Annotated in this window: 18 protein-coding genes, 2 tRNA genes and 2 pseudogenes; 14 read left to right on the top strand and 8 right to left on the bottom strand. The window is 57.4% G+C overall.

All coding sequences use genetic code 11. The annotated features are described in order from the left end of the window. The first annotated feature begins 35 nt into the window (after positions 1–35). The 5 genes from HMPREF9452_RS04860 (at position 36) to HMPREF9452_RS04840 (ending at position 1861) form a co-directional block, all read left to right on the top strand. Positions 36–120 (top strand) — tRNA-Leu (locus HMPREF9452_RS04860). A gap of 119 nt (positions 121–239) precedes the next feature. Beyond that, positions 240–740: a PTS sugar transporter subunit IIA gene (locus tag HMPREF9452_RS04855; protein WP_009141012.1), complete on the top strand. Its 501-nt coding sequence runs from the start codon at positions 240–242 to the stop codon at positions 738–740. A gap of 143 nt (positions 741–883) precedes the next feature. Further along, positions 884–1168, top strand: coding sequence for a PTS sugar transporter subunit IIB (locus HMPREF9452_RS04850; protein ID WP_009141011.1), 285 nt, complete (start codon positions 884–886; stop codon positions 1166–1168). Between the two features lie 129 nt (positions 1169–1297). Further along, positions 1298–1663 carry a VOC family protein gene (locus HMPREF9452_RS04845; protein WP_009141010.1) on the top strand — a complete coding sequence of 122 codons (366 nt, stop codon included), beginning with the start codon at positions 1298–1300 and terminating at the stop codon, positions 1661–1663. Between the two features lie 111 nt (positions 1664–1774). Further along, positions 1775–1861 (top strand) — tRNA-Leu (locus tag HMPREF9452_RS04840). A gap of 208 nt (positions 1862–2069) precedes the next feature. On the opposite strand, the gene HMPREF9452_RS04835 is transcribed toward HMPREF9452_RS04840, so the two are convergent. Together HMPREF9452_RS04835 and HMPREF9452_RS04830 are read right to left on the bottom strand one after the other, a co-directional pair. Further along, positions 2070–2411 (bottom strand): hypothetical protein, encoded by a 342-nt coding sequence (locus HMPREF9452_RS04835; protein ID WP_040362331.1) that lies wholly within the window; start codon positions 2409–2411, stop codon positions 2070–2072. 357 nt (positions 2412–2768) lie between these two features. After that, positions 2769–3848, bottom strand: a complete 1080-nt coding sequence (locus HMPREF9452_RS04830; protein ID WP_009141009.1) for a hypothetical protein — start codon at positions 3846–3848, stop codon at positions 2769–2771. A 246-nt stretch (positions 3849–4094) separates the two neighbouring features. Between HMPREF9452_RS04830 and glyA the strand changes: the two genes are divergently transcribed. Together glyA and proC are read left to right on the top strand one after the other, a co-directional pair. After that, on the top strand, positions 4095–5270 hold the full coding sequence (glyA, locus tag HMPREF9452_RS04825; protein WP_009141008.1) for a serine hydroxymethyltransferase: 1176 nt from the start codon (positions 4095–4097) through the stop codon (positions 5268–5270). A gap of 98 nt (positions 5271–5368) precedes the next feature. Beyond that, positions 5369–6160, top strand: a complete 792-nt coding sequence (gene proC, locus HMPREF9452_RS04820; RefSeq protein ID WP_009141007.1) for a pyrroline-5-carboxylate reductase — start codon at positions 5369–5371, stop codon at positions 6158–6160. Positions 6161–6261: 101 nt separating this feature from the next. Here proC and HMPREF9452_RS04815 read toward each other — a convergent pair whose 3' ends face one another. Then, a complete protein-coding gene (locus HMPREF9452_RS04815; RefSeq protein ID WP_009141006.1) occupies positions 6262–7269 on the bottom strand; it encodes a YitT family protein in 1008 nt (335 codons plus the stop codon). A 161-nt stretch (positions 7270–7430) separates the two neighbouring features. Here HMPREF9452_RS04815 and HMPREF9452_RS11940 point away from each other — a divergent pair, with 161 nt between their 5' ends. Beyond that, positions 7431–7589: a hypothetical protein gene (locus tag HMPREF9452_RS11940; RefSeq protein WP_187116494.1), complete on the top strand. Its 159-nt coding sequence runs from the start codon at positions 7431–7433 to the stop codon at positions 7587–7589. Positions 7590–7938: 349 nt separating this feature from the next. On the opposite strand, the gene HMPREF9452_RS04810 is transcribed toward HMPREF9452_RS11940, so the two are convergent. From HMPREF9452_RS04810 to HMPREF9452_RS12140, 3 genes and pseudogenes are all read right to left on the bottom strand, one after another. Continuing rightward, positions 7939–8643 (bottom strand): GntR family transcriptional regulator, encoded by a 705-nt coding sequence (locus HMPREF9452_RS04810; RefSeq protein WP_009141004.1) that lies wholly within the window; start codon positions 8641–8643, stop codon positions 7939–7941. An 8-nt stretch (positions 8644–8651) separates the two neighbouring features. Continuing rightward, positions 8652–9191: a GntR family transcriptional regulator gene (locus tag HMPREF9452_RS04805; RefSeq protein WP_232205026.1), complete on the bottom strand. Its 540-nt coding sequence runs from the start codon at positions 9189–9191 to the stop codon at positions 8652–8654. A 12-nt stretch (positions 9192–9203) separates the two neighbouring features. After that, positions 9204–9389 (bottom strand): annotated as a pseudogene (locus tag HMPREF9452_RS12140) (GntR family transcriptional regulator); the annotation flags it as partial. 200 nt (positions 9390–9589) lie between these two features. Here HMPREF9452_RS12140 and HMPREF9452_RS04800 point away from each other — a divergent pair. The 5 genes and pseudogenes from HMPREF9452_RS04800 (at position 9590) to HMPREF9452_RS11785 (ending at position 13217) form a co-directional block, all read left to right on the top strand. Next, entirely contained in the window at positions 9590–10606 is a 1017-nt protein-coding gene (locus tag HMPREF9452_RS04800; protein WP_009141002.1) for an SIS domain-containing protein, read from the top strand. Beyond that, entirely contained in the window at positions 10606–11076 is a 471-nt protein-coding gene (locus tag HMPREF9452_RS04795) for a PTS sugar transporter subunit IIB (RefSeq protein ID WP_009141001.1), read from the top strand. Before HMPREF9452_RS04800 ends, HMPREF9452_RS04795 begins: the two co-directional genes overlap by 1 nt. A 43-nt stretch (positions 11077–11119) precedes the next feature. Further along, positions 11120–11868, top strand: a pseudogene (locus HMPREF9452_RS04790) (PTS mannose/fructose/sorbose/N-acetylgalactosamine transporter subunit IIC). Next, entirely contained in the window at positions 11868–12704 is an 837-nt protein-coding gene (locus tag HMPREF9452_RS04785; protein ID WP_009140998.1) for a PTS system mannose/fructose/sorbose family transporter subunit IID, read from the top strand. The pseudogene HMPREF9452_RS04790 and the gene HMPREF9452_RS04785 overlap by 1 nt, the downstream one beginning before the upstream one ends. A gap of 336 nt (positions 12705–13040) precedes the next feature. After that, on the top strand, positions 13041–13217 hold the full coding sequence (locus tag HMPREF9452_RS11785; protein WP_009140997.1) for a metallophosphoesterase: 177 nt from the start codon (positions 13041–13043) through the stop codon (positions 13215–13217). Between the two features lie 392 nt (positions 13218–13609). Here the strand turns inward: HMPREF9452_RS11785 and HMPREF9452_RS12135 are convergent, their stop codons facing one another. Next, on the bottom strand, positions 13610–13975 hold the full coding sequence (locus HMPREF9452_RS12135; protein WP_009140995.1) for a DUF4143 domain-containing protein: 366 nt from the start codon (positions 13973–13975) through the stop codon (positions 13610–13612). Continuing rightward, positions 13924–14751: an AAA family ATPase gene (locus tag HMPREF9452_RS12130; RefSeq protein WP_009140994.1), complete on the bottom strand. Its 828-nt coding sequence runs from the start codon at positions 14749–14751 to the stop codon at positions 13924–13926. The genes HMPREF9452_RS12135 and HMPREF9452_RS12130 overlap by 52 nt, the downstream gene beginning before the upstream one ends. A gap of 228 nt (positions 14752–14979) precedes the next feature. Here HMPREF9452_RS12130 and HMPREF9452_RS04775 point away from each other — a divergent pair, with 228 nt between their 5' ends. Then, positions 14980–17013 carry a RecQ family ATP-dependent DNA helicase gene (locus tag HMPREF9452_RS04775; RefSeq protein WP_009140993.1) on the top strand — a complete coding sequence of 678 codons (2034 nt, stop codon included), beginning with the start codon at positions 14980–14982 and terminating at the stop codon, positions 17011–17013. Positions 17014–17080 lie beyond the last annotated feature (67 nt).

The following is a 17080-nucleotide window of genomic DNA, read 5'->3' as shown; positions in this document are numbered from 1 at the left end:
ACTTCTAACGTGCGGGGCGACCCGTAGCGTCATGCGGGGGCGTGGCGGAATTGGCATACGCAGGAGACTTAAAATCTTCGGCCGAAAGGATTGTGGGTTCGAGTCCCACCGCCCCTACCATAGGATATGTAGCAGCCGGGGCGCATATGCGTTGCCGGCTGCTTTGGTATCGCGGTGCGCGATCTTGCGGGCGCATGGGAGCGCTGGAGTGCGGGCGGCGAGTGGCGGGAGGCCTTACGATGGATGCGACGTTGTTTTGCGAAGCGCTGACGTTTTGCGATTGCGAGCTTGGTAGCAGCGATGACGTGTTCGAGCTGCTCGGGCGCCATCTGCGTGCGGGCGGTTATGTGGCGGATACCTGGTTGGATGCCATACGCGAGCGGGAACGCGCCTATCCAACCGGCCTTGCGTGCCAAGAGCTCGGCGTGGCGATTCCCCATGCGGACCCGTGCCATATCATCAAGCCCTATATCGCGGCTGTTCGTCCAAAAACGCCTGTTGCGTTTGAGCCCATGGCGGGCATGGGCGATACGGTTGGCGCGCGGCTGATTGTCAATTTGGGTCTTAAGGGCCATACGGAAGCCGGTAAAGAAGACGATGGCGCTTGGCAGGTTGAGGCCTTGCAGGCGTTGATGGAGATCTTTATGGACGCGGATAAAGTGGACGAGATTCTGGCGTGCGACGACGCGGCGGCGTTGTGCGCGTGCATGGCCAGGTTGTGCGGCGGGTCCCGGGTGTAGTTGCGGGCGCGCCGACGGAGCGACCTTTGGCATAGCAGAAGATGCGATAAAAGAAGATAACTTAGACACCTATGAAGGTGGCCACATGCGGAAAGTGAAGTAAACTAGTACCTGTCTGTAACTTCCGAGAGGAGAGAGTTCTCATGAAGAAGATCGTCCTTGCCTGCGGTTCTGGTGTTGCTACTTCCACCGCCGTGGCAAAGAAGGTTAGCGACCTGCTGAACGCCAACGGCTACGAGGGTCAGTACGAGATTGTCCAGTGCGCCATTTCCGAGGCCGCTGCCAATTGCGAGGGCGCCGACATGCTGGTCGCCACCACCGTCGCCCCCGCCGGTATCACCTGCGCCTATGTGAGCGGCGTTCCCTTCCTGACCGGTATGGGCAAGGCCGACGCCGAGAAGCAGATTCTCGACCTTATGGCTCAGTAGGCCAAAGGGCTGCATTGCTGCGGTTTCCGCAGCGCTCTATGTGCTACGGCGCTCGCTTGCATGGATGCTTGCGGGCGCTTCGTTTTTTCGCATGTGCGCGTGGCGCACACTGACCGATGGGAGAACGGTATGAGCGAGAACCCTGTAGAGCTGTTTGACATGCATATCGCCCACGTGGGCATCAACGCGGAGAATCCGGAGCAGGCGAAGAGAATCGCCGAGCGCTTCTCTGTGCTGATGGGCCTGCCCGTGAACGAGGTGCCCGTGTCCTTCTTTTCCGACACCCTGGTGGAGACCATGAAGCAGAACGGTCGCGGCACTCATGGCCACATTGGCTTTGCCGTGAATGACATTGTCGCCGCAGAGAAGTGGTTTAGCGATCGTGGTTTCGAGATCAACGAGGAATCGCGCGCCCTGTATGAGGACGGATCCACCAAGCTGGTCTACTTTAAGGAAGAGATTGGCGGGTTTGCCATTCATCTGTGCCGCGAGTAGGGGCCTTGCGGTAGATTGACGGGGTTGCGGGCGCGCTTGCGATGCTCGTCCAAAAAAGTTGAAAATACTTCTTGAACCCAAGTCGATTATTGGTTTATTATAAACGAGTGCGCGGGCGTGGCGGAATTGGCAGACGCGTATGGTTCAGGTCCATATGAGCTCCGGCTCGTGAAGGTTCAAGTCCTTTCGCCCGCACCATCTTGAATTGAAAGAGGCTCCAGCAATGGGGCCTTTTTAATAATATGAGAAAGCCATTGCCAAGAGGCATGACTATGCGGGCCCGGGTTTTTCGACCTGGGTCCGCGTTCTATATCTCCAGCCTGCTCGGCCTGCCGCGATGATCGTTAGTCGTCGCTCACCTGACAAGCTGATATCCGCGGGCTCGATGGAGCCGTCAGGTTTTTCTTCACCTGGCGTTGCCGTCAGTATTTGGTTCAATTGGTTCAACCGACCTTGCATCGACTGCTTTCCCCTCCCTGCTGTCGATCCAATGATGAACGGTGACCATCTCTCCCAAGCTCAGGTCGTCGAGCTCTTCAGCATGGTTGGAGAGGTCGAACGTCACGATTGATTCAGAATCGTAGATGTCGGAGCGATTGATTAAGATGTCTACGTGATGCTTTTCAATTGATATATCCGTTACGGTTCCATCGCTGAAAAACATGGCACTGCGGATTTCGCCGCCGCCCGGCGATGTCAGCAGAATCCATGTCACGGCGCCGAAAAATAAGGCTACCGTGACTAACAAGGCAACAGCTATTGGAGCTGCTTTTTCTTAGAAAAAAGTGCCATAGGTTGATACGCAATCGCTAATTGAAGTGTTCAGGAAAGCCATTTCGCTCTATTCGTCGTAGATGACAAGACTATGCATCATTTAACGCTCAAAGGAGTTTGTTCGAGTGTTGTTTCCGATGGACGCGCCCGCCTATCGGCAAGCGGGCGCATTGCCGAGACGCTTAATATGGCGCGCTTCCGTACCACGTTGTTTTGGCATCGGGCACCGCGTGCATGACGATGTGTCATTTCGGCCGTTTCATCCCTTCGTATCTTGTGGGAGTATGTTAAGCGTGCGCTATGTGGGCGATTGGCACCTTGCCCTGTAATGCTACATGCCAAAGATAAACTCAAGCTCAGAGACGTATTCGGTCTCGCTGATGCTCCAGGTGCCGTTGGCGTAGACAAGCTCAAAGCGCACAAAAGGTTGGGCCGTTTCCGTTGAGGAGTCTATGGCGTCTTGTAGCATCCCGCCCAGGTGCCAGCGTACCTCATCGCTGGGGCCGGGCTCGTCATCATACCCAAGTAGATCTTGCTCCATAAGGTAGTTGGAGGCGGGCGTAAAAAACGAGTCATACAGGCCCAAGGGGTCCGCAACGGTGACGTCAAGGTAGGCGGAGCCGTAGGGCGGGGTGTCATTGGGAAACGCGTGGACGCTCGACATTTGGTAATCCAGGCTGCCTATTAGCCAGGTGGCCACGGTCTCGCCGTTAAGACCCAGCTCATCGGCACTGTAGTATAGGTAGTCTTCGCACGCCTGGTTAAAATCGTCCGCAATCAACGTGGTTGCCTGCTGGTATTCGGCTGTGCCAGGGGTGGTGAGCAGCTCCATGCGCGACGTGGTGGCATCCAGGCACGCGTTTTCCGCCTCCGAAAGATCCTCTGCAGAGTAGTTGGGTGCTTCTGGTGCTCCTCCGGGCAGCGCGTCTTCAAGATCGTCTTCAAGCGAGCTGCCGGATGAGCTGAAAAAGGACGAGAAGGTTCCCGCTATGCAGCCGGGGATGCGCGCGACAAATGAAAACCCGCCGCTTAGCAAAAAGAGCACCAAGATGCCTATAAGAACGGGACGCGTGCGGTTGCGCGTGCTTACCGGCTGGTCGCTTGAGCTTAGAGCCTTTGCCTTCTTGGTCTTTCTGCTCGACTTCGCAGGCTTGTTAAGGTCAAGCGAGCTCCAAGCGCTGTGCGCCGACGCTTTTGGGCGTTTGGACGCGGATTGTTTGGACGATGTCCGGGAGCTGCTGCGGCTTGAGGCGGAGCTGGACGAGGAGCTGCCGGGGTATTCGTGCGGGGTGCTCTCGTTCTCGTCCTCAATATCAAACCCGGAATCATCATCAAAGGAATCGGGATCGCACCACGGCAAAATGGGCTCGCCGGCGTTGAACGGATCGATGTCGGTGTGGCGCTTGCTCATGCGTGCCTCCTGTGCGGCCGGCGCGGTTTTGCGCGGGGATGTCGCGGCAGTTGGCCACAGTATAGCGCCGGGGCAGCCGCCGTCATGTTAAATTGCGCCGCTTCGGCGAAACGGGCGTGTAAGCGGTGCTCGCGCGGGGTAGCGTTGGTATGTTGTCCGCTTGTGCGGCGCGGCTCCTGCGGTCGCTTTGCCGCGGCAGCCTTATATGCGGGCGAGAAGTACAACATGATTGTAAAGGAGCCAGACATGCTCATGAAATCCCTTGCCGACTCCGACCCCCAAATCGCCGCCGCGATCGATGACGAGCTTGCGCGCCAGCGCCAGACCATCGAGCTGATCGCATCGGAGAACTTTACTAGCCCCGCCGTGCTCGAGGCGGTGGGCACGGTGCTTACCAACAAATATGCCGAGGGCTATCCCTCGCGCCGCTACTACGGCGGTTGCGAGAAGGTGGACGTGGTCGAGAACCTGGCCCGCCAGCGCGCTTGCGAGCTGTTTGGCTGCAAGTTCGCCAACGTCCAGCCTCATTGCGGCGCCAACGCCAACCTGGCAGCCTATGCCGCGCTGGTGGAGCCGGGCGATACCATCTTGGGTATGAGCCTGGACCAAGGCGGGCATCTTACCCACGGCAGCCCGGTCAACTTCTCAGGCAAGCTGTACAACTTCGTTCCGTACGGCCTTAACCTTGAGACGGAGACCATCGACTATGACGAGCTTGAGCGCATGGCGACCATCGCGCACGGCGTGGGCGCGCGCCTTATGATCGATATGGCCCATATCGCCGGCTTGGTCGCTACCGGCGCCCATCCGTCGCCCTTCCCTCACGCGGACGTGGTGACCTCTACCAGCCATAAGACCCTTCGCGGCCCGCGCGGCGGGTTCATCCTCACTAATGACGAGGAGCTTGCCCGCGCAATCGACAAGGCGGTGTTCCCCGGTACCCAGGGCGGTCCTCTCATGCACGTGATCGCAGGCAAGGCGGTTGCGTTTGGCGAGGCCTTGCAGCCGTCGTTCGCCGAGTACATCGACAACGTGGTCGCTAATGCGGCGGCATTGGGCGAGGGTCTGGTCCAGGGCGGTCTTCGCCTGGTTTCGGGTGGAACGGACAACCATCTGTGCCTAGTCGACCTCACCCCCGCAGACGTCACCGGCAAGGACGCCGAGCATCTACTGGACGCCGCGGGCCTTACCGTCAACAAGAACTCTATTCCCGGCGAGCCGCGTTCCCCGTTTGTGACCAGCGGTATTCGCGTCGGCTCCGCGGCGGGCACCACGCGCGGCTTTACGGCGGATGAGTTTCGCGAGATCGGCGGCCTTATCGCTCGCGTGGTCTTCAATGCGGACGATGAGGGCGTCCTCGCGGCCGTTCGCGCTCGCGTGGACGAGCTGCTTGAGGCCCATCCGCTCTACCCGGGCCTGTAGCCGGCATTCCGATTTGCGGCGTTGCGTCTGCCGCGCCACAATAGTCAACGAGCAAAACAACAGCTATGCCGCGTGCGCGGTTGCGAAGGAGGGCGTCCATGGTCGACGTGTCACAGTGCAAGATTGGTTTTATCGGGTTTGGCAATATGGCATCCGCCATGGCGGACGGCTGGATCGCGTCCGGCGCCGTGCCGGCGGGCAATCTCTACGCGTGCGCTGGCCGCTACGAGGCGCTGGTGCCGCGCTGCGAGGCCAGGGGCATGCATGCCCTTGCCGATGCGGCGGAGGTTGTCGACGCTGCGGACGTGGTGGTTATCGCCATCAAGCCCTACATGATCGAGTCCGTCCTGCCTCCGCTGGCAGGCGCCCTTGCCTCAAAGGCCATTTTGTCTGTTGCCGCGGGCTGGGGCTGCGACCGCTATGAGGAGCTGCTTGCGGGTACGCATCATCTCTCGACCGTGCCCAACACCCCCGTTTCCATCAATGAGGGTGTGATCGCGTGCGAGAAAGAGCATACGCTGGACGATGCCGAGACGGAGCTGGTGCACGGCCTGTTGGAGCTCTTGGGATCCGTGGTTCAGGTTGAAAGCCGCCTGCTCTCCGTCGCTGGTACCGTGGGCGGTTGCTCGCCCGCGTTCATCGCCATGGTGATCGAGGCCCTGGGCGATGCCGCCGTCAAGCACGGCATCCCGCGCGCCACGGCTTACCAGATGGTGAGCCAGATGGTGGCTGGCACGGCAAAACTGCAACTTGCCACGGGTGCGCACCCCGGCGCCATGAAGGACGCGGTATGCTCGCCCGGCGGCACCACCATCCGCGGCGTGGCGGAGCTCGAGGCGGCGGGCATGCGCTCGGCGTTCATCCGCGCCATCGATGCTATCGAGGGATAGCGTCGTCGCATATTCAGCGTTCGCTCCAATAAATAAAGAAGCGCCGCCGTCTTCTTCTAGGGAAGCCGGCGGCGCTATGCGTCTAGGTTGAAGGTAGCGGTCTAACGGCCGTCGTCCTGTTGCAGGCGCGACTGCTCGTTGCGACGAGCCTGCTTGGAGAGCAGGCGGGCGGGCTTATCGGGATCGGGAACTGCCGTGGGCAGGGGCTCGTCCACGTGGCCTCCCCACCAGCCGCCCACAAAGTTGAGCGTGTGGAATACGTTGATGACGGCGCCCGGGTCGATATCCTGCACCAGCTTGATGATGTCCTGGCTTTCATATGTGGAGACCACGGTGTGCAGCAGGTACATCTTTTCGCGGCTGTAGCCGCCGATGACCTCCGCGCAGCTGATGCCGTGCTGGAAGTGGTTGACGTAGGCGGTCATGACCTCGTCCGCCAGACGCGTGGTGATCTGCAGCGTCACGCGGTCATAGCGATGGTAGAAGCTGTCGATGGTCTTGGTGGAGATGAACTGGAACACAATGGAATACGCTGCGTTGTCCCAGCCGAACATCCAGCCAAAGATGACCAGGATGAAGCAGTTGAAAGCGAAGATGACGCCCCAGATGGTCTTGCCGGTGTGGTTGGAGACCCATAGGGCTATAAAGTCGGTGCCGCCGGTAGATGCGCCCGCCTTGAGCGCGATGGCGATGGAGAGGCCGGAGACCACGCCGCCAAAGATGATGAGCATGATCTTATCGCCCAAAAACGGAGCAAAATGGAAGACGTTGAGGAAGAGCGAGGACAGCGCGACCTGCGCCATGGAGAAGATGACAAAGCGCTTGCTGATGCCGCTCCAGCACATGAGGGCGACGGGGATGTTGAGCGCGAGCATGCCGAGGGAGGTGTCGATTCGAACGCCTCCCAGCGAGGTGATGCGGTCGACAAGGACCGCCACGCCGGTAAAGCCGCTGGGCAAAAGGTCCGCAGGCTGGACGAACGCCTGGATGAGGAACGTCTGGATAAGAGCGGACACGAAGACGGCGATCGCGGTGATGATGCGGCGGACTATGGTGAGGCGCGCAAGCTCTAACGCGCGGTCGGTGAGGTTGTCGACGACGTTCGCCACGGATGCTGCTCCTTTGCGGTGGTGGGGGTGATGGTTGGGATGTGCCGAGCGATTGTATCATGCGCTTGCTTCACATATCGCCGTTCCTGTCAGGCGGTGCGGTGCGGGCACCTTTCGACTCTGGCTCTCTCAGCTTCACCGAGGTCTGGGAGGTGTGGTTAATGGGCGGTATTCCCGAGGCGGACGCCGCGATCGCGGGCATCATGACAAAGAAGTTATCGCGCTTCGCGCCGCAAAACGCCTGCGCGGAGGTGAAGTCGCGAGTCGTCGCGCGCCTGAAAGCGTTTTACGAGCGATTTAGAAACCTGGGAGCGGACTGATAAGCGGTAGGCGCCACAAGAAAGCCGTCCCTCAGGTCGGTCCCGGCGCTCGTACAAAGAACGATGACCGTGCCTCGCTACTCCATGACGGGCGACCGATTCTGCGGCGTAGGGAATTTCCTCGCATGTTGCTCGTATCGGTCGAGGGCGGCGAGTCGAACGGCACCATATTTCGAATCGTTTGCCGGAACCATTGCCCATATCTCGTGTTGGTCGACGTGACTACCTGGACTGCCGCTCATGAAGGCGCTAGCGTGGCATCTCCCAGACGCCCCGCCCTTACGGAAGACTCAAGTTGCAGCGGTTACAAAGAATCGGCTCATGGTCGTGCAGCAGTTTTACCGGAGGTTTAATTGGGCCTGCGGGGTAAACCAGTTCTCGATATGAGATCGACGCGTGTGCCGACGCAAATGGAGTAGGAGAGGGCTATCTGACGATCGCCAAGGAGCAACCTGTTTTGGAGTAGGAGCAGCGTCTCTGGTTCGCGCGTACGGAGGAGCTTTGAAACCGAGCCGCTCGGTTTGTCGAAGACCCTAACCTCCTGAGTCTGGACGATGCCAGCGGGTACGTTGTTCAGTTTGAACAAGTTTGGGAACAAGGCGCATGATTGTGCCGATTGGGCGTTAGCTGTGAGCGCAACGAGGCAGTTATCAATTGATTCGAGAAACAGGTCAAGCTGGGCGACGTCCCTATCGTTGCTTGCCATGAGATAGTCTTCGAGCCAGTCGAGGTCGGAGGGTAAGGATCCGACCGGCATCGCTTCGTAACGCTTGTTCGCAAGGTTCTCGTCGGCAAAGGGAAAGCAATACTTTGCAAGGGAGCGAACGGCTTTTGGGTGGCAGAGGTATGAGCCGCTTCCCTGCTTGCTATATATGACTCCTTGGTCGATGAGCGCCTGCAGTCCGCTTCTTAATGACGAGCGGGTGATGCCGAGCTCCTCCGCAAGGGATCGTTCAGTTGGAAGTCGGTCTCCTGCTTTGAGGCCGTGCGTTTCAATAAATTGAAGTACGTATTCTTCAACGTCGCTTGAGAGAAGATTGAAAAGCTTCGGCATGAGGATCCCTAGATGCCCTGGTAGTTGATCGAGTAGACGCCGTCTGAGATGATGGCATCAGTATAGTAGCTGCAGAATGCAGGTAGAACGGCGACGTCGGTGAACTCAACGACGTTGTCCCCTCCGTCGAGCGCGGTGATTTGGATGCGCATGACGGGGGTGCCCTCCGCCGTGCCAAGCGCTCGGGCGTTGCTCTGTCGGGCGCGGGTGCTCGACAGTTTCTGGTTGATGTGCTGGATCTCGACGTGGTTCATCCGGAAGGTGTCGTAAAGGGAGTAGACCTTAAAATCTATCGATTCGATACCCTTTATGAGCGACGGGATTGTGAACGTGTTTTCGACGGAGATTGGGACTCCGTTGCCGGAGCGCAAGCGGACAATCTGGAATAGCTCAGAGCTTTCGGGGACATCGAAGATACGGGAGAGGCAGAATCCTGCCGAGCGGAGCTGGGTCCTCAATATGCTCGAGGACGGTTCGTAGCCGGCGCGACTAAGGAGCTCGTTCATACCCTTGAAGTGTATGGCGGCATCGTCGATATCGGTTTGCATGACAAATGTTCCTTTGCCATGGACCCGCTTGAGTCGGCCCGTATCGACAAGGATATCGATTGCCGACCTGATCGTTGCGCGGCTCACTTCAAATGTTTCGGCGAGTGTCCTCTCGGAAGGGATGCGCGTTCCGCAGGGATATGCGCCCGAGGCTATTCCGTCTTGCAGCGCTTTAGCAATATCGTCGATCGAATTCATCAGCGATAACTCTTCTCTAACCACATGGTCAGATAAATATACCAAATAACGGTGGAAAACTACCGTTCATGGCAAAAATGGTAGATTGAAAAGTCATAGTGGTTGTCATTTCTGATTAATAGGTATATCTATAATAACAAGTGGTTGCAACGCTTAGTAATTAGACCACCGCATCTTGGTATGACGAGGAAGGAATTGACATGGTTGGATATGACGAAGCGATCTATCGCGAGGTACTTGAGAAGGCAATTGATAACATCGACGAAATCAACGCGGCGGTTGATGGGATCTGCGAGAAGGGCTACAAGAACCTCTACCTGGTTGGATCTGGTGGTACTTATTCCATGGCAAGTCCTGTTACCTACCTTCTCAAGACGCATTCTTCTATCCCCTGGTACTGGGAGATCGCCGCGGAGCTCGTGAAAGCAAAGCCGGTGTCGCTCGGCAAGGATTCTGTCGTAATCACGGCATCTCTTTCGGGAACCACTGTCGAGACAATCGAGGCAGCGAAGTACGCCCAGTCCCTCGGTGCTAAGGTCATTTCTTTGGTTGGAGAGGATGGCTGCCCACTGTCCGAATGCTCGGATTACGTTTTCGAGAACAAGAAGGCATCGAACGACAACCTCGTCGAGGAGATCTATATCCAGTACTTTGCCATCGCCGCCCGCTTCATGAAGAATAACGGGGAGTTCCCCGAGTACGACAGCTTCATGGGCGCCCTCAAGAAGATGCCCGATGTTCTCCAGGGCGTGAGGGAGCAGCAGGACGCCGCGGCGCTCGAGTTCGCAACGAGGCACAAGGATACTCCGTTCCACATGTGCGTTGGCTCCGGCAACGTTTGGGGCGAGACCTACTGCTTCGCGATGTGCGTGCTCGAGGAGATGCAGTGGATCGCGACCAAGTCCATCCATGCTGCGGAATTCTTCCACGGCACCATTGAGATGACCGATCCCGAAATGAGCTTCATGCTCTTTAAGAGCGAGGACGAGACCCGTCCCCTGGTTGACCGAGTCGAGCGGTTCGTGCGCCAGCATACCGACAAAGTTCAGGTATGGGACACTAGGGACTTCAAACTTGAGGGAGTCGAAGAGAGCGTCCGCCCGCTCGTCTCCCCTCTGGTCATGTCCGCGATGCTGGAGCGCGTGAGCACCCATCTCTCGATCCTTCGCGATCACGATCTTGATATACGCCGCTACTATCGGGTGGTTGAGTACTAATGATTAAGCTATTGCGCGTCGACGAGCGCCTCGTTCACGGCCAGGTGGCGCTTGCGTGGACCAACTCCCTCAATGCCGATTGCATCTTCGTGGTTAACGATGACGTTAGAAAAGACAAGCTCCGCCTGACGACGCTTAAGATGGCGGTGCCCGCCGGCGTCAAATTCGTCTCCAAAAGCGTTGATGATGCTGTCGAGGTTCTTAACTCCGGTAAGACGGATAAATACAAGATGCTTATCGTCGTCGACAGCGTGGCGGATGCTCTCAAGCTTGCGAAGGGCACCGGACTCGTCACCAGCGTGAACCTTGGCAACATGAAGCGTCTTGAAGGCCGCCGGCAGCTTACGTCTTCGGTATTCGCTACGGACGAGGAAATCGGGGCGATTCGAGAGCTCCTCTCCATGGGAGTCTCGGTAGGGTGCCAGCCGGTCCCAACGGAGGCGAGCGTTCCCGTCGAAACACTTATCTAGGTGGGGAACTAATTTACGAGATAGAGTTTGAGAGGTGGGAATAATGATTATTCAAGCAGCCCTAGTCGCCGTTGTTGCGTTCCTCGCTTCGGTCGATGAACAACTATTTGGTGCAAGCATGATGGCACGCCCCCTATTCACCGGCATGCTGGTCGGTGCGATTATGGGCGATATCCAGACGGGTGTAACCGTCGGAGCGGCTCTTGAAGCAATGTTTATGGGCTCCATCATGGTTGGCAGCGCCGTTCCCCCCGAGGTGTACGCTTCGAGTACGTGAGCATCGCCGTGGCGATAAATGCCGGTACTGGCGCTGGTTCTGCCGTCGCGCTGGCTCTGCCCCTTTCTGTCTTCTTGCAGATGTGGAGAAATTTCTGCTATGCCGTCCCGGGGAGCTGGGCTGGAACGAAGATCCAGGAGGCGCTGGACGCACGCGATCTTAAAAGGGCAAATATTCTGCATCTTACGGTCGTGCCTCTGTCTCTTGGCATTCCCTCGGCGCTGCTGGTGTTCATTTCCTTGTATTTTGGCGCGGACGGAATCAATGCGGCGCTGAACGCGATTCCGCAGGTTGTACTCGACGGATTCAACGTTGCGGCTGGCGTTTTGTCTTGTGTCGGCTTGGCCATGCTTATCAAGATCATGTCGAACAACAAGATTCTTCCTTACCTGTTCCTGGGATTCATTGCGGTCGTTTACCTGGGCATGGATGTTATCGGCGTCGCGGTTGCGGGTCTTTGCGTTGCCCTCATTGCAGTATTCAACATGAAGTTTGATGAAGAGGAGGACTTCTAATGAGCGAGCAGGCTTTTCAGGTAAATAAGCAGGGCGTCGGGACGATGACCCCCGCGGAGCAGCGCAGTATATTCTGGCGTTCGTTTACCATTCAGGGTTCTTGGTCGTTCGACAAGATGATGGCGTACGGATGCATGTACGCCCTCGAGAAGCCCCTTCGTAGAATCTATTCGAGCGATGATGACTTCTACGCTGCCCTCGAAAGGCATACCGAGACCTTCAATATCACGCCCCATGTCTCTCCGTTCGTCCTAAGCCTGGCCGTCGCCATGGAGGAGGAGGCGGCAAAGAATCCGGATTTTGACGTGAAGGCAATCAATAACCTCAAGGTTGGCCTGATGGGTCCCCTTTCGGGAATCGGTGACTCATTCTTCTGGGGAACGTTTCGAGTAATCTGCGCCGGAATCGGAATCGGCCTCGCCTCGACCGGCAACATGATGGGCAGCATCCTCTATTTTCTTTTGTACACCGCGATTCATTTTGCAACCAAAATTCTTGCGGGAAAACTCGGTTATCAGCTGGGAACCCAGTTTTTGGAGAAGTCGGAAGAGGCGCATCTTATGGAACGCCTTTCTTATGGCGCATCGATCCTTGGTATGACCGTTATCGGCGCGATGATCGCGACCATGGTCTCGCTTTCCACCAGCTTAACGTTTACGCTTGGCGGTACGGAAACCGCGCTGCAGTCTATCTTCGATCAGATCTTCCCGAATTTGCTGCCCCTTGCCGCGACTTTCATTTGCGTCTGGCTGCTTAATAAAAACGTTAAGACCATTTACATCATCCTTGGAATCTTCGTACTCAGCGTTTTGGGATGCATGCTTGGCATCTTTTGATTTGAGGACTGAAGCCCCTTCGCGGATCGCGAGCTGAGAGGCTAAACGAAAATACATACAGCTTCAAGATGCGGTTGGAAGCGTTCGATTCGGTCATTTGCCGGATTGAGCGCTTCTACTTAATCCATGGCAAATTTCAGGCTCTTCGTGGATTCGCATGGGTATACGCTTCGGAAAAAGCGAGTCCGATACGAATGGCGGTCTACACAATCGATGGGCGCTTGCAGTCGCCTGATAGATTTGTATAGATGGCGATATACGGCCGGCCTTCAAGCGGTCTACGCATTTCTGGGTATGAGCCCCATATGCGAGTGGGCAACAAGGCGGAGGCCTCCCATGATCTACGCTATTTCTGATATCCACGGCTGCCTGGACGAGTTCGAGGAGGCGCTCGCCGGCGTCGACCTCTCCGAAGTGGGGTCGCGCCTGGTGCTGCTCGGCGAGTACTGTGACAGGGGGCAAGGGCTCCTACGACATCTTCCCTTCAGCCTCTTGTTGAGGAACCCAAGATGAATACCGAGAGCATCGGTGGTTTGAGCTTGAAGTCGGGTTTTTGGGAGATTCGTCCAGCGTTTAAGGACGACCCCCATGATCCGCGCGGACTGCATCTATCTCGAAGCGTGGTGGGCCTTGCACGCGATTCGCAAGGCAGGATTTATGACCGCGTTCGTATCATCTTCGCCTCGCGCCTTGTGTGGGGCGCGATGTTTCTGGACTTGTTTACAGAAAGCGCGCCATATATGTTGGCATGCAGGTGACGTCACCGTCTTGTCGAAGGTCTTTTGTATACGCCAGGAAGCGTCGCCCAATCCTGGATGCATATTTCTCGCCAAACGCATCAAGTGAGACATGGGTTTTGTATCCCGAGGACTTGACCTCAACGGGAGAGATCTTTTTACCGTCGCTTACAACAAAGTCAATCTCGTAGTTGCGGTTTGCGCCCTTTTTGGCCAGGTGTGATAAAACAGCCTGTGTCCTTGTGCGACCAGCTCCTGCGCAACGACGTTTTCGTAAACCGAGCCGAGATTTGCCGGCAGCTTGTCAGAAAGCAATGCTTGGTACACGGTGTTATCGGTAAAATCCCTGTCTTTGAACATAAGGGTTACAAACAGTCCCGTATCAGCAAGGTATAGTTTAAATTTCTCGAGATTTATGCTTGAAGACATTCCCACATTGGGATCGTTTGCGTGATAGGCAACAAGCGTTGTCTTAGACTCCTTTAGTTCTGATATCTCCTCAAGTACGTCGGATGCCTGGCGATTGGCCAGCACTGCTGAAACCTGGTACCGAGATGCCTTTTGGAGAGTTGCGCTGGAATGGCGTCAAAGAGAAGGGATAGCGCTCCGGACGGGCTGATCTTATGAAAGTCGTCTTCGTAAAGCGAGATGATGCCGCGTTTAACGGTATCGACTGCCTGGAGGTTGTTGGTTTCTATATATGAGCTGACGGCTTGAGGCGTACCGCCAACTAGCATGTAAAGACGGAAGTCCCTCATGAGCTTGCGATTGAGCTGGTCGCCAAGCGGACGCCTCTCTTCAAAAGTTTTCTTCAGTAGAGGGATTGTGCCCGTATCGCCAAGCGCCCATTTGAACTCTTCAAAATCCATGGGCCGCATCTGAAGCTTATATTCTTCGCTGGGAATAACAATTCCTTGGACGTTCCTTCTAATCGATATGAGCGAGCCGGTCTCTATATGGTCATAGCGACCGTCTGCGACTAGATGTTTGATTGCTTGCCGCGCCTTTGGGCAGAGCTGCACCTCGTCAAAGATAATTGCCGATTCTCGCTTATGGAGTTGAACTCCGTAATGCAGCTGCAATTGTAAAAAAAGATAGTCCAAATCCGAGACATCCTCGAACAGCTCTCCAACAGATTGGGGTGCGGCTGAGAAATCTACAAGGATGTGGGTGCGATACTCGTTTTGTGCGAACGCTTTGGCAACAGCGGACTTGCCAACGCGCCGGGGCCCTTCGATAAGGGCTGCCGTTCTGCCGCTATCTCTGCGCTTCCATTCCAGCAGGTATTCATATATCTTTCGCGTGAACATAGCCCTCCAACCAGATTTCCGCACTTTTTATTTGGGCGATTTACCCGATTTCCGCACTTTCTGAGTCTTGAGCCAAGGCTTGCGGCAGGCGTTGCCATGGCGCACAAGCGTGCGGAACAAGCCTAAGGAAAACCCGGTCTGGAGGTCGATGGCGTCCTCTGCTAGCGTGGTGAGGGTACAAGGCTATGACCTACAAGGTGTGACCATGCGAGATGCGAGGGCGGCCGTATGAATAACCAGGCGTTGGACACGCTTAAAACCTACTTTGGTTATGGATCTTTCCGTCCCGGGCAGGACCGCATGGTGCAGGCCATCCTGTCTGGCCGCGATGCCTTGGGAGTCATGCCCACCGGTGCCGGCAAGTCCATCTGCTACCAGGTGCCCGCGCTCATGCTGAAGGGACTCACGCTGGTGGTGAGCCCGCTGGTGTCGCTCATGGGCGACCAGGTGCGTTCGCTGCTGGCGGCGGGCGCGCATCCTTCATACCTCAACTCATCCCTTACCGTGCCGCAGCAGAACACGGTACTGCGTCGCGCGGAAGACGGATGGTACCAGATCATGTACGTAGCGCCCGAGCGCTTGGCAGATCCGCGCTTTATGGAGTTCGCGCAACGTCTGGCGTCCCCCGGCGGTTACGGCATTCCGCTGGTGGCGGTGGACGAGGCCCACTGCGTCTCCCAATGGGGCCAGGATTTTCGCCCATCCTATCTGCAGATCTCCGCATTCATAGAGGCCCTGCCGCAGCGTCCGGTGGTAGCGGCCTTCACGGCTACCGCTACCGAGCGCGTGCGGGAGGACATTGTCCATATGCTCGATTTGCGCTCGCCGCAGACCGTGGTGACCGGTTTCGACCGACCCAATCTGTTCTTTGGAGTGGAAGAGCTGGGCGATAAGGCGAAGGCTGCCTGGATACGCTCCTATGTCGCGCAGCATAACCAGGAGAGCGGCATCATCTACTGCTCGACTCGCAAGGCGGTGGACGAGCTTTCCGCGGAACTGTCGCTGGCGTTGATGCCCCAAGGTATCCGGGCGGGGCGCTACCACGCGGGCTTGGGTAACGATGAACGAACGCAAAACCAGGCGGACTTTATCGACGACCGCGTGCCGGTGATGGTGGCCACCAATGCGTTTGGCATGGGTATCGACAAGCCCAACGTGCGATACGTGATTCACAACAACGTGCCGGAAAGCATCGAGGCGTATTACCAAGAGGCGGGCCGCGCCGGCCGCGACGGCGATCCCGCCAGCTGCTATCTGCTGTGGAATGGCAACGATTTCAGACTGCGCCGGTTCTTGATAGAGAAGAGCCGTGATGCGGCGGGGCTGGACGAGGACGGCTTGCCGCGTCCCGACCTTGACCAGGAGCAGCTTGAGCGCGCCTGCCAGAACCGTTACCGTCTTCTGCGCCAGATGGAGGGCTACTGCCAGACTACCGGGTGCTTGCGCGAGTACATGCTCCGCTATTTTGGGGACGAGGGCGCATTGCCGGATGCGCGGACGGGCGCGCAGCTGGGTGCCAGCCAGCCCTTGTCCGCAAAGAGCGATGGTTGCGGCGCATGCTCCAACTGCCTTACCGAGTTTGAGGTGGAGGACGTGACGCAGGTTGCCCGCGCGATCGTGGAGTTTGTGGCGCCGCGGGCGGGTCGGTTTGGCAAGACGCTTATAGCCGATGCCCTGCACGGCGCCAACAACGAGCGGGTGCGCAACTGCCATCTCGATGAGGCGGCGGGGTACGGCGCGCTGGAAGACTGCCAGATGGCGCGCATCAAGGATGTGGTGGACCAGCTCGCGGGCCGCGGATACCTTTCCGTATCGCAGGGGCAGTATCCCGTGATCGCGCTGGGGCCGCGTGCGGTCGAGGTGCTGGGAGAGAGCTCTGGCGACGGGGCTGCGTCTGCGACGCCGTTTGAATTCACTATCAAGCGCAGGTCCAGCAAGCGCTCCAGATCTGCCCGCGCCCGCCGTGCGGTCGATTTGCTGCGCGAGGAAGCCGCCCTGGATGCTCGGCCTCGCGTGGGTGATGACGCCGAGCTGTTCGAGAGCCTGCGCGAGCTGCGTACGGATTTTGCACGCGAGCGGGGTTGGGCGCCCTATATGGTGTGCAGCGACGCGGCTCTTCGCGGCATGTGCCGTCGGCGCCCCCATAGCCTTGAGGAGCTTTTGGATGTTCCGGGCATCGGCGAGAAGAAGGCAGCGGACTTTGGTCGCGCGTTTTTGGAGCACATCGAGGAGTTTGAGGACCAGCATTTGGGTGAGGTTTAGCCGCTGTTGCAAAAGTCCAGTTGAACGCGGTGCTCACACATTTTTCCTTGGAACTTTGTGCGAGACT

This window comes from Collinsella tanakaei YIT 12063, assembly GCF_000225705.1.
GTDB lineage: Bacteria > Actinomycetota > Coriobacteriia > Coriobacteriales > Coriobacteriaceae > Collinsella > Collinsella tanakaei.
This window is presented reverse-complemented; position numbering and strand designations above follow the sequence as displayed.

Excerpts from the sequence above, each read along its gene's own strand:
- HMPREF9452_RS04830 (WP_009141009.1), bottom strand. The coding sequence starts at position 3,848 with ATGAGCAAGCGCCACACCGACATCGATCCGTTCAACGCCGGCGAGCCC.
- HMPREF9452_RS04795 (WP_009141001.1), top strand. The coding sequence starts at position 10,606 with ATGATTAAGCTATTGCGCGTCGACGAGCGCCTCGTTCACGGCCAGGTG.
- HMPREF9452_RS04810 (WP_009141004.1), bottom strand. The coding sequence starts at position 8,643 with ATGCCGAAGCTTTTCAATCTTCTCTCAAGCGACGTTGAAGAATACGTA.
- HMPREF9452_RS12130 (WP_009140994.1), bottom strand. The coding sequence starts at position 14,751 with ATGTTCACGCGAAAGATATATGAATACCTGCTGGAATGGAAGCGCAGA.
- HMPREF9452_RS04855 (WP_009141012.1), top strand. The coding sequence starts at position 240 with ATGGATGCGACGTTGTTTTGCGAAGCGCTGACGTTTTGCGATTGCGAG.
- HMPREF9452_RS04775 (WP_009140993.1), top strand. The coding sequence starts at position 14,980 with ATGAATAACCAGGCGTTGGACACGCTTAAAACCTACTTTGGTTATGGA.
- HMPREF9452_RS04800 (WP_009141002.1), top strand. The coding sequence starts at position 9,590 with ATGGTTGGATATGACGAAGCGATCTATCGCGAGGTACTTGAGAAGGCA.
- glyA (WP_009141008.1), top strand. The coding sequence starts at position 4,095 with ATGCTCATGAAATCCCTTGCCGACTCCGACCCCCAAATCGCCGCCGCG.
- proC (WP_009141007.1), top strand. The coding sequence starts at position 5,369 with ATGGTCGACGTGTCACAGTGCAAGATTGGTTTTATCGGGTTTGGCAAT.
- HMPREF9452_RS11940 (WP_187116494.1), top strand. The coding sequence starts at position 7,431 with ATGGGCGGTATTCCCGAGGCGGACGCCGCGATCGCGGGCATCATGACA.
- HMPREF9452_RS04805 (WP_232205026.1), bottom strand. The coding sequence starts at position 9,191 with ATGCAAACCGATATCGACGATGCCGCCATACACTTCAAGGGTATGAAC.
- HMPREF9452_RS04850 (WP_009141011.1), top strand. The coding sequence starts at position 884 with ATGAAGAAGATCGTCCTTGCCTGCGGTTCTGGTGTTGCTACTTCCACC.
- HMPREF9452_RS04785 (WP_009140998.1), top strand. The coding sequence starts at position 11,868 with ATGAGCGAGCAGGCTTTTCAGGTAAATAAGCAGGGCGTCGGGACGATG.
- HMPREF9452_RS04845 (WP_009141010.1), top strand. The coding sequence starts at position 1,298 with ATGAGCGAGAACCCTGTAGAGCTGTTTGACATGCATATCGCCCACGTG.
- HMPREF9452_RS11785 (WP_009140997.1), top strand. The coding sequence starts at position 13,041 with ATGATCTACGCTATTTCTGATATCCACGGCTGCCTGGACGAGTTCGAG.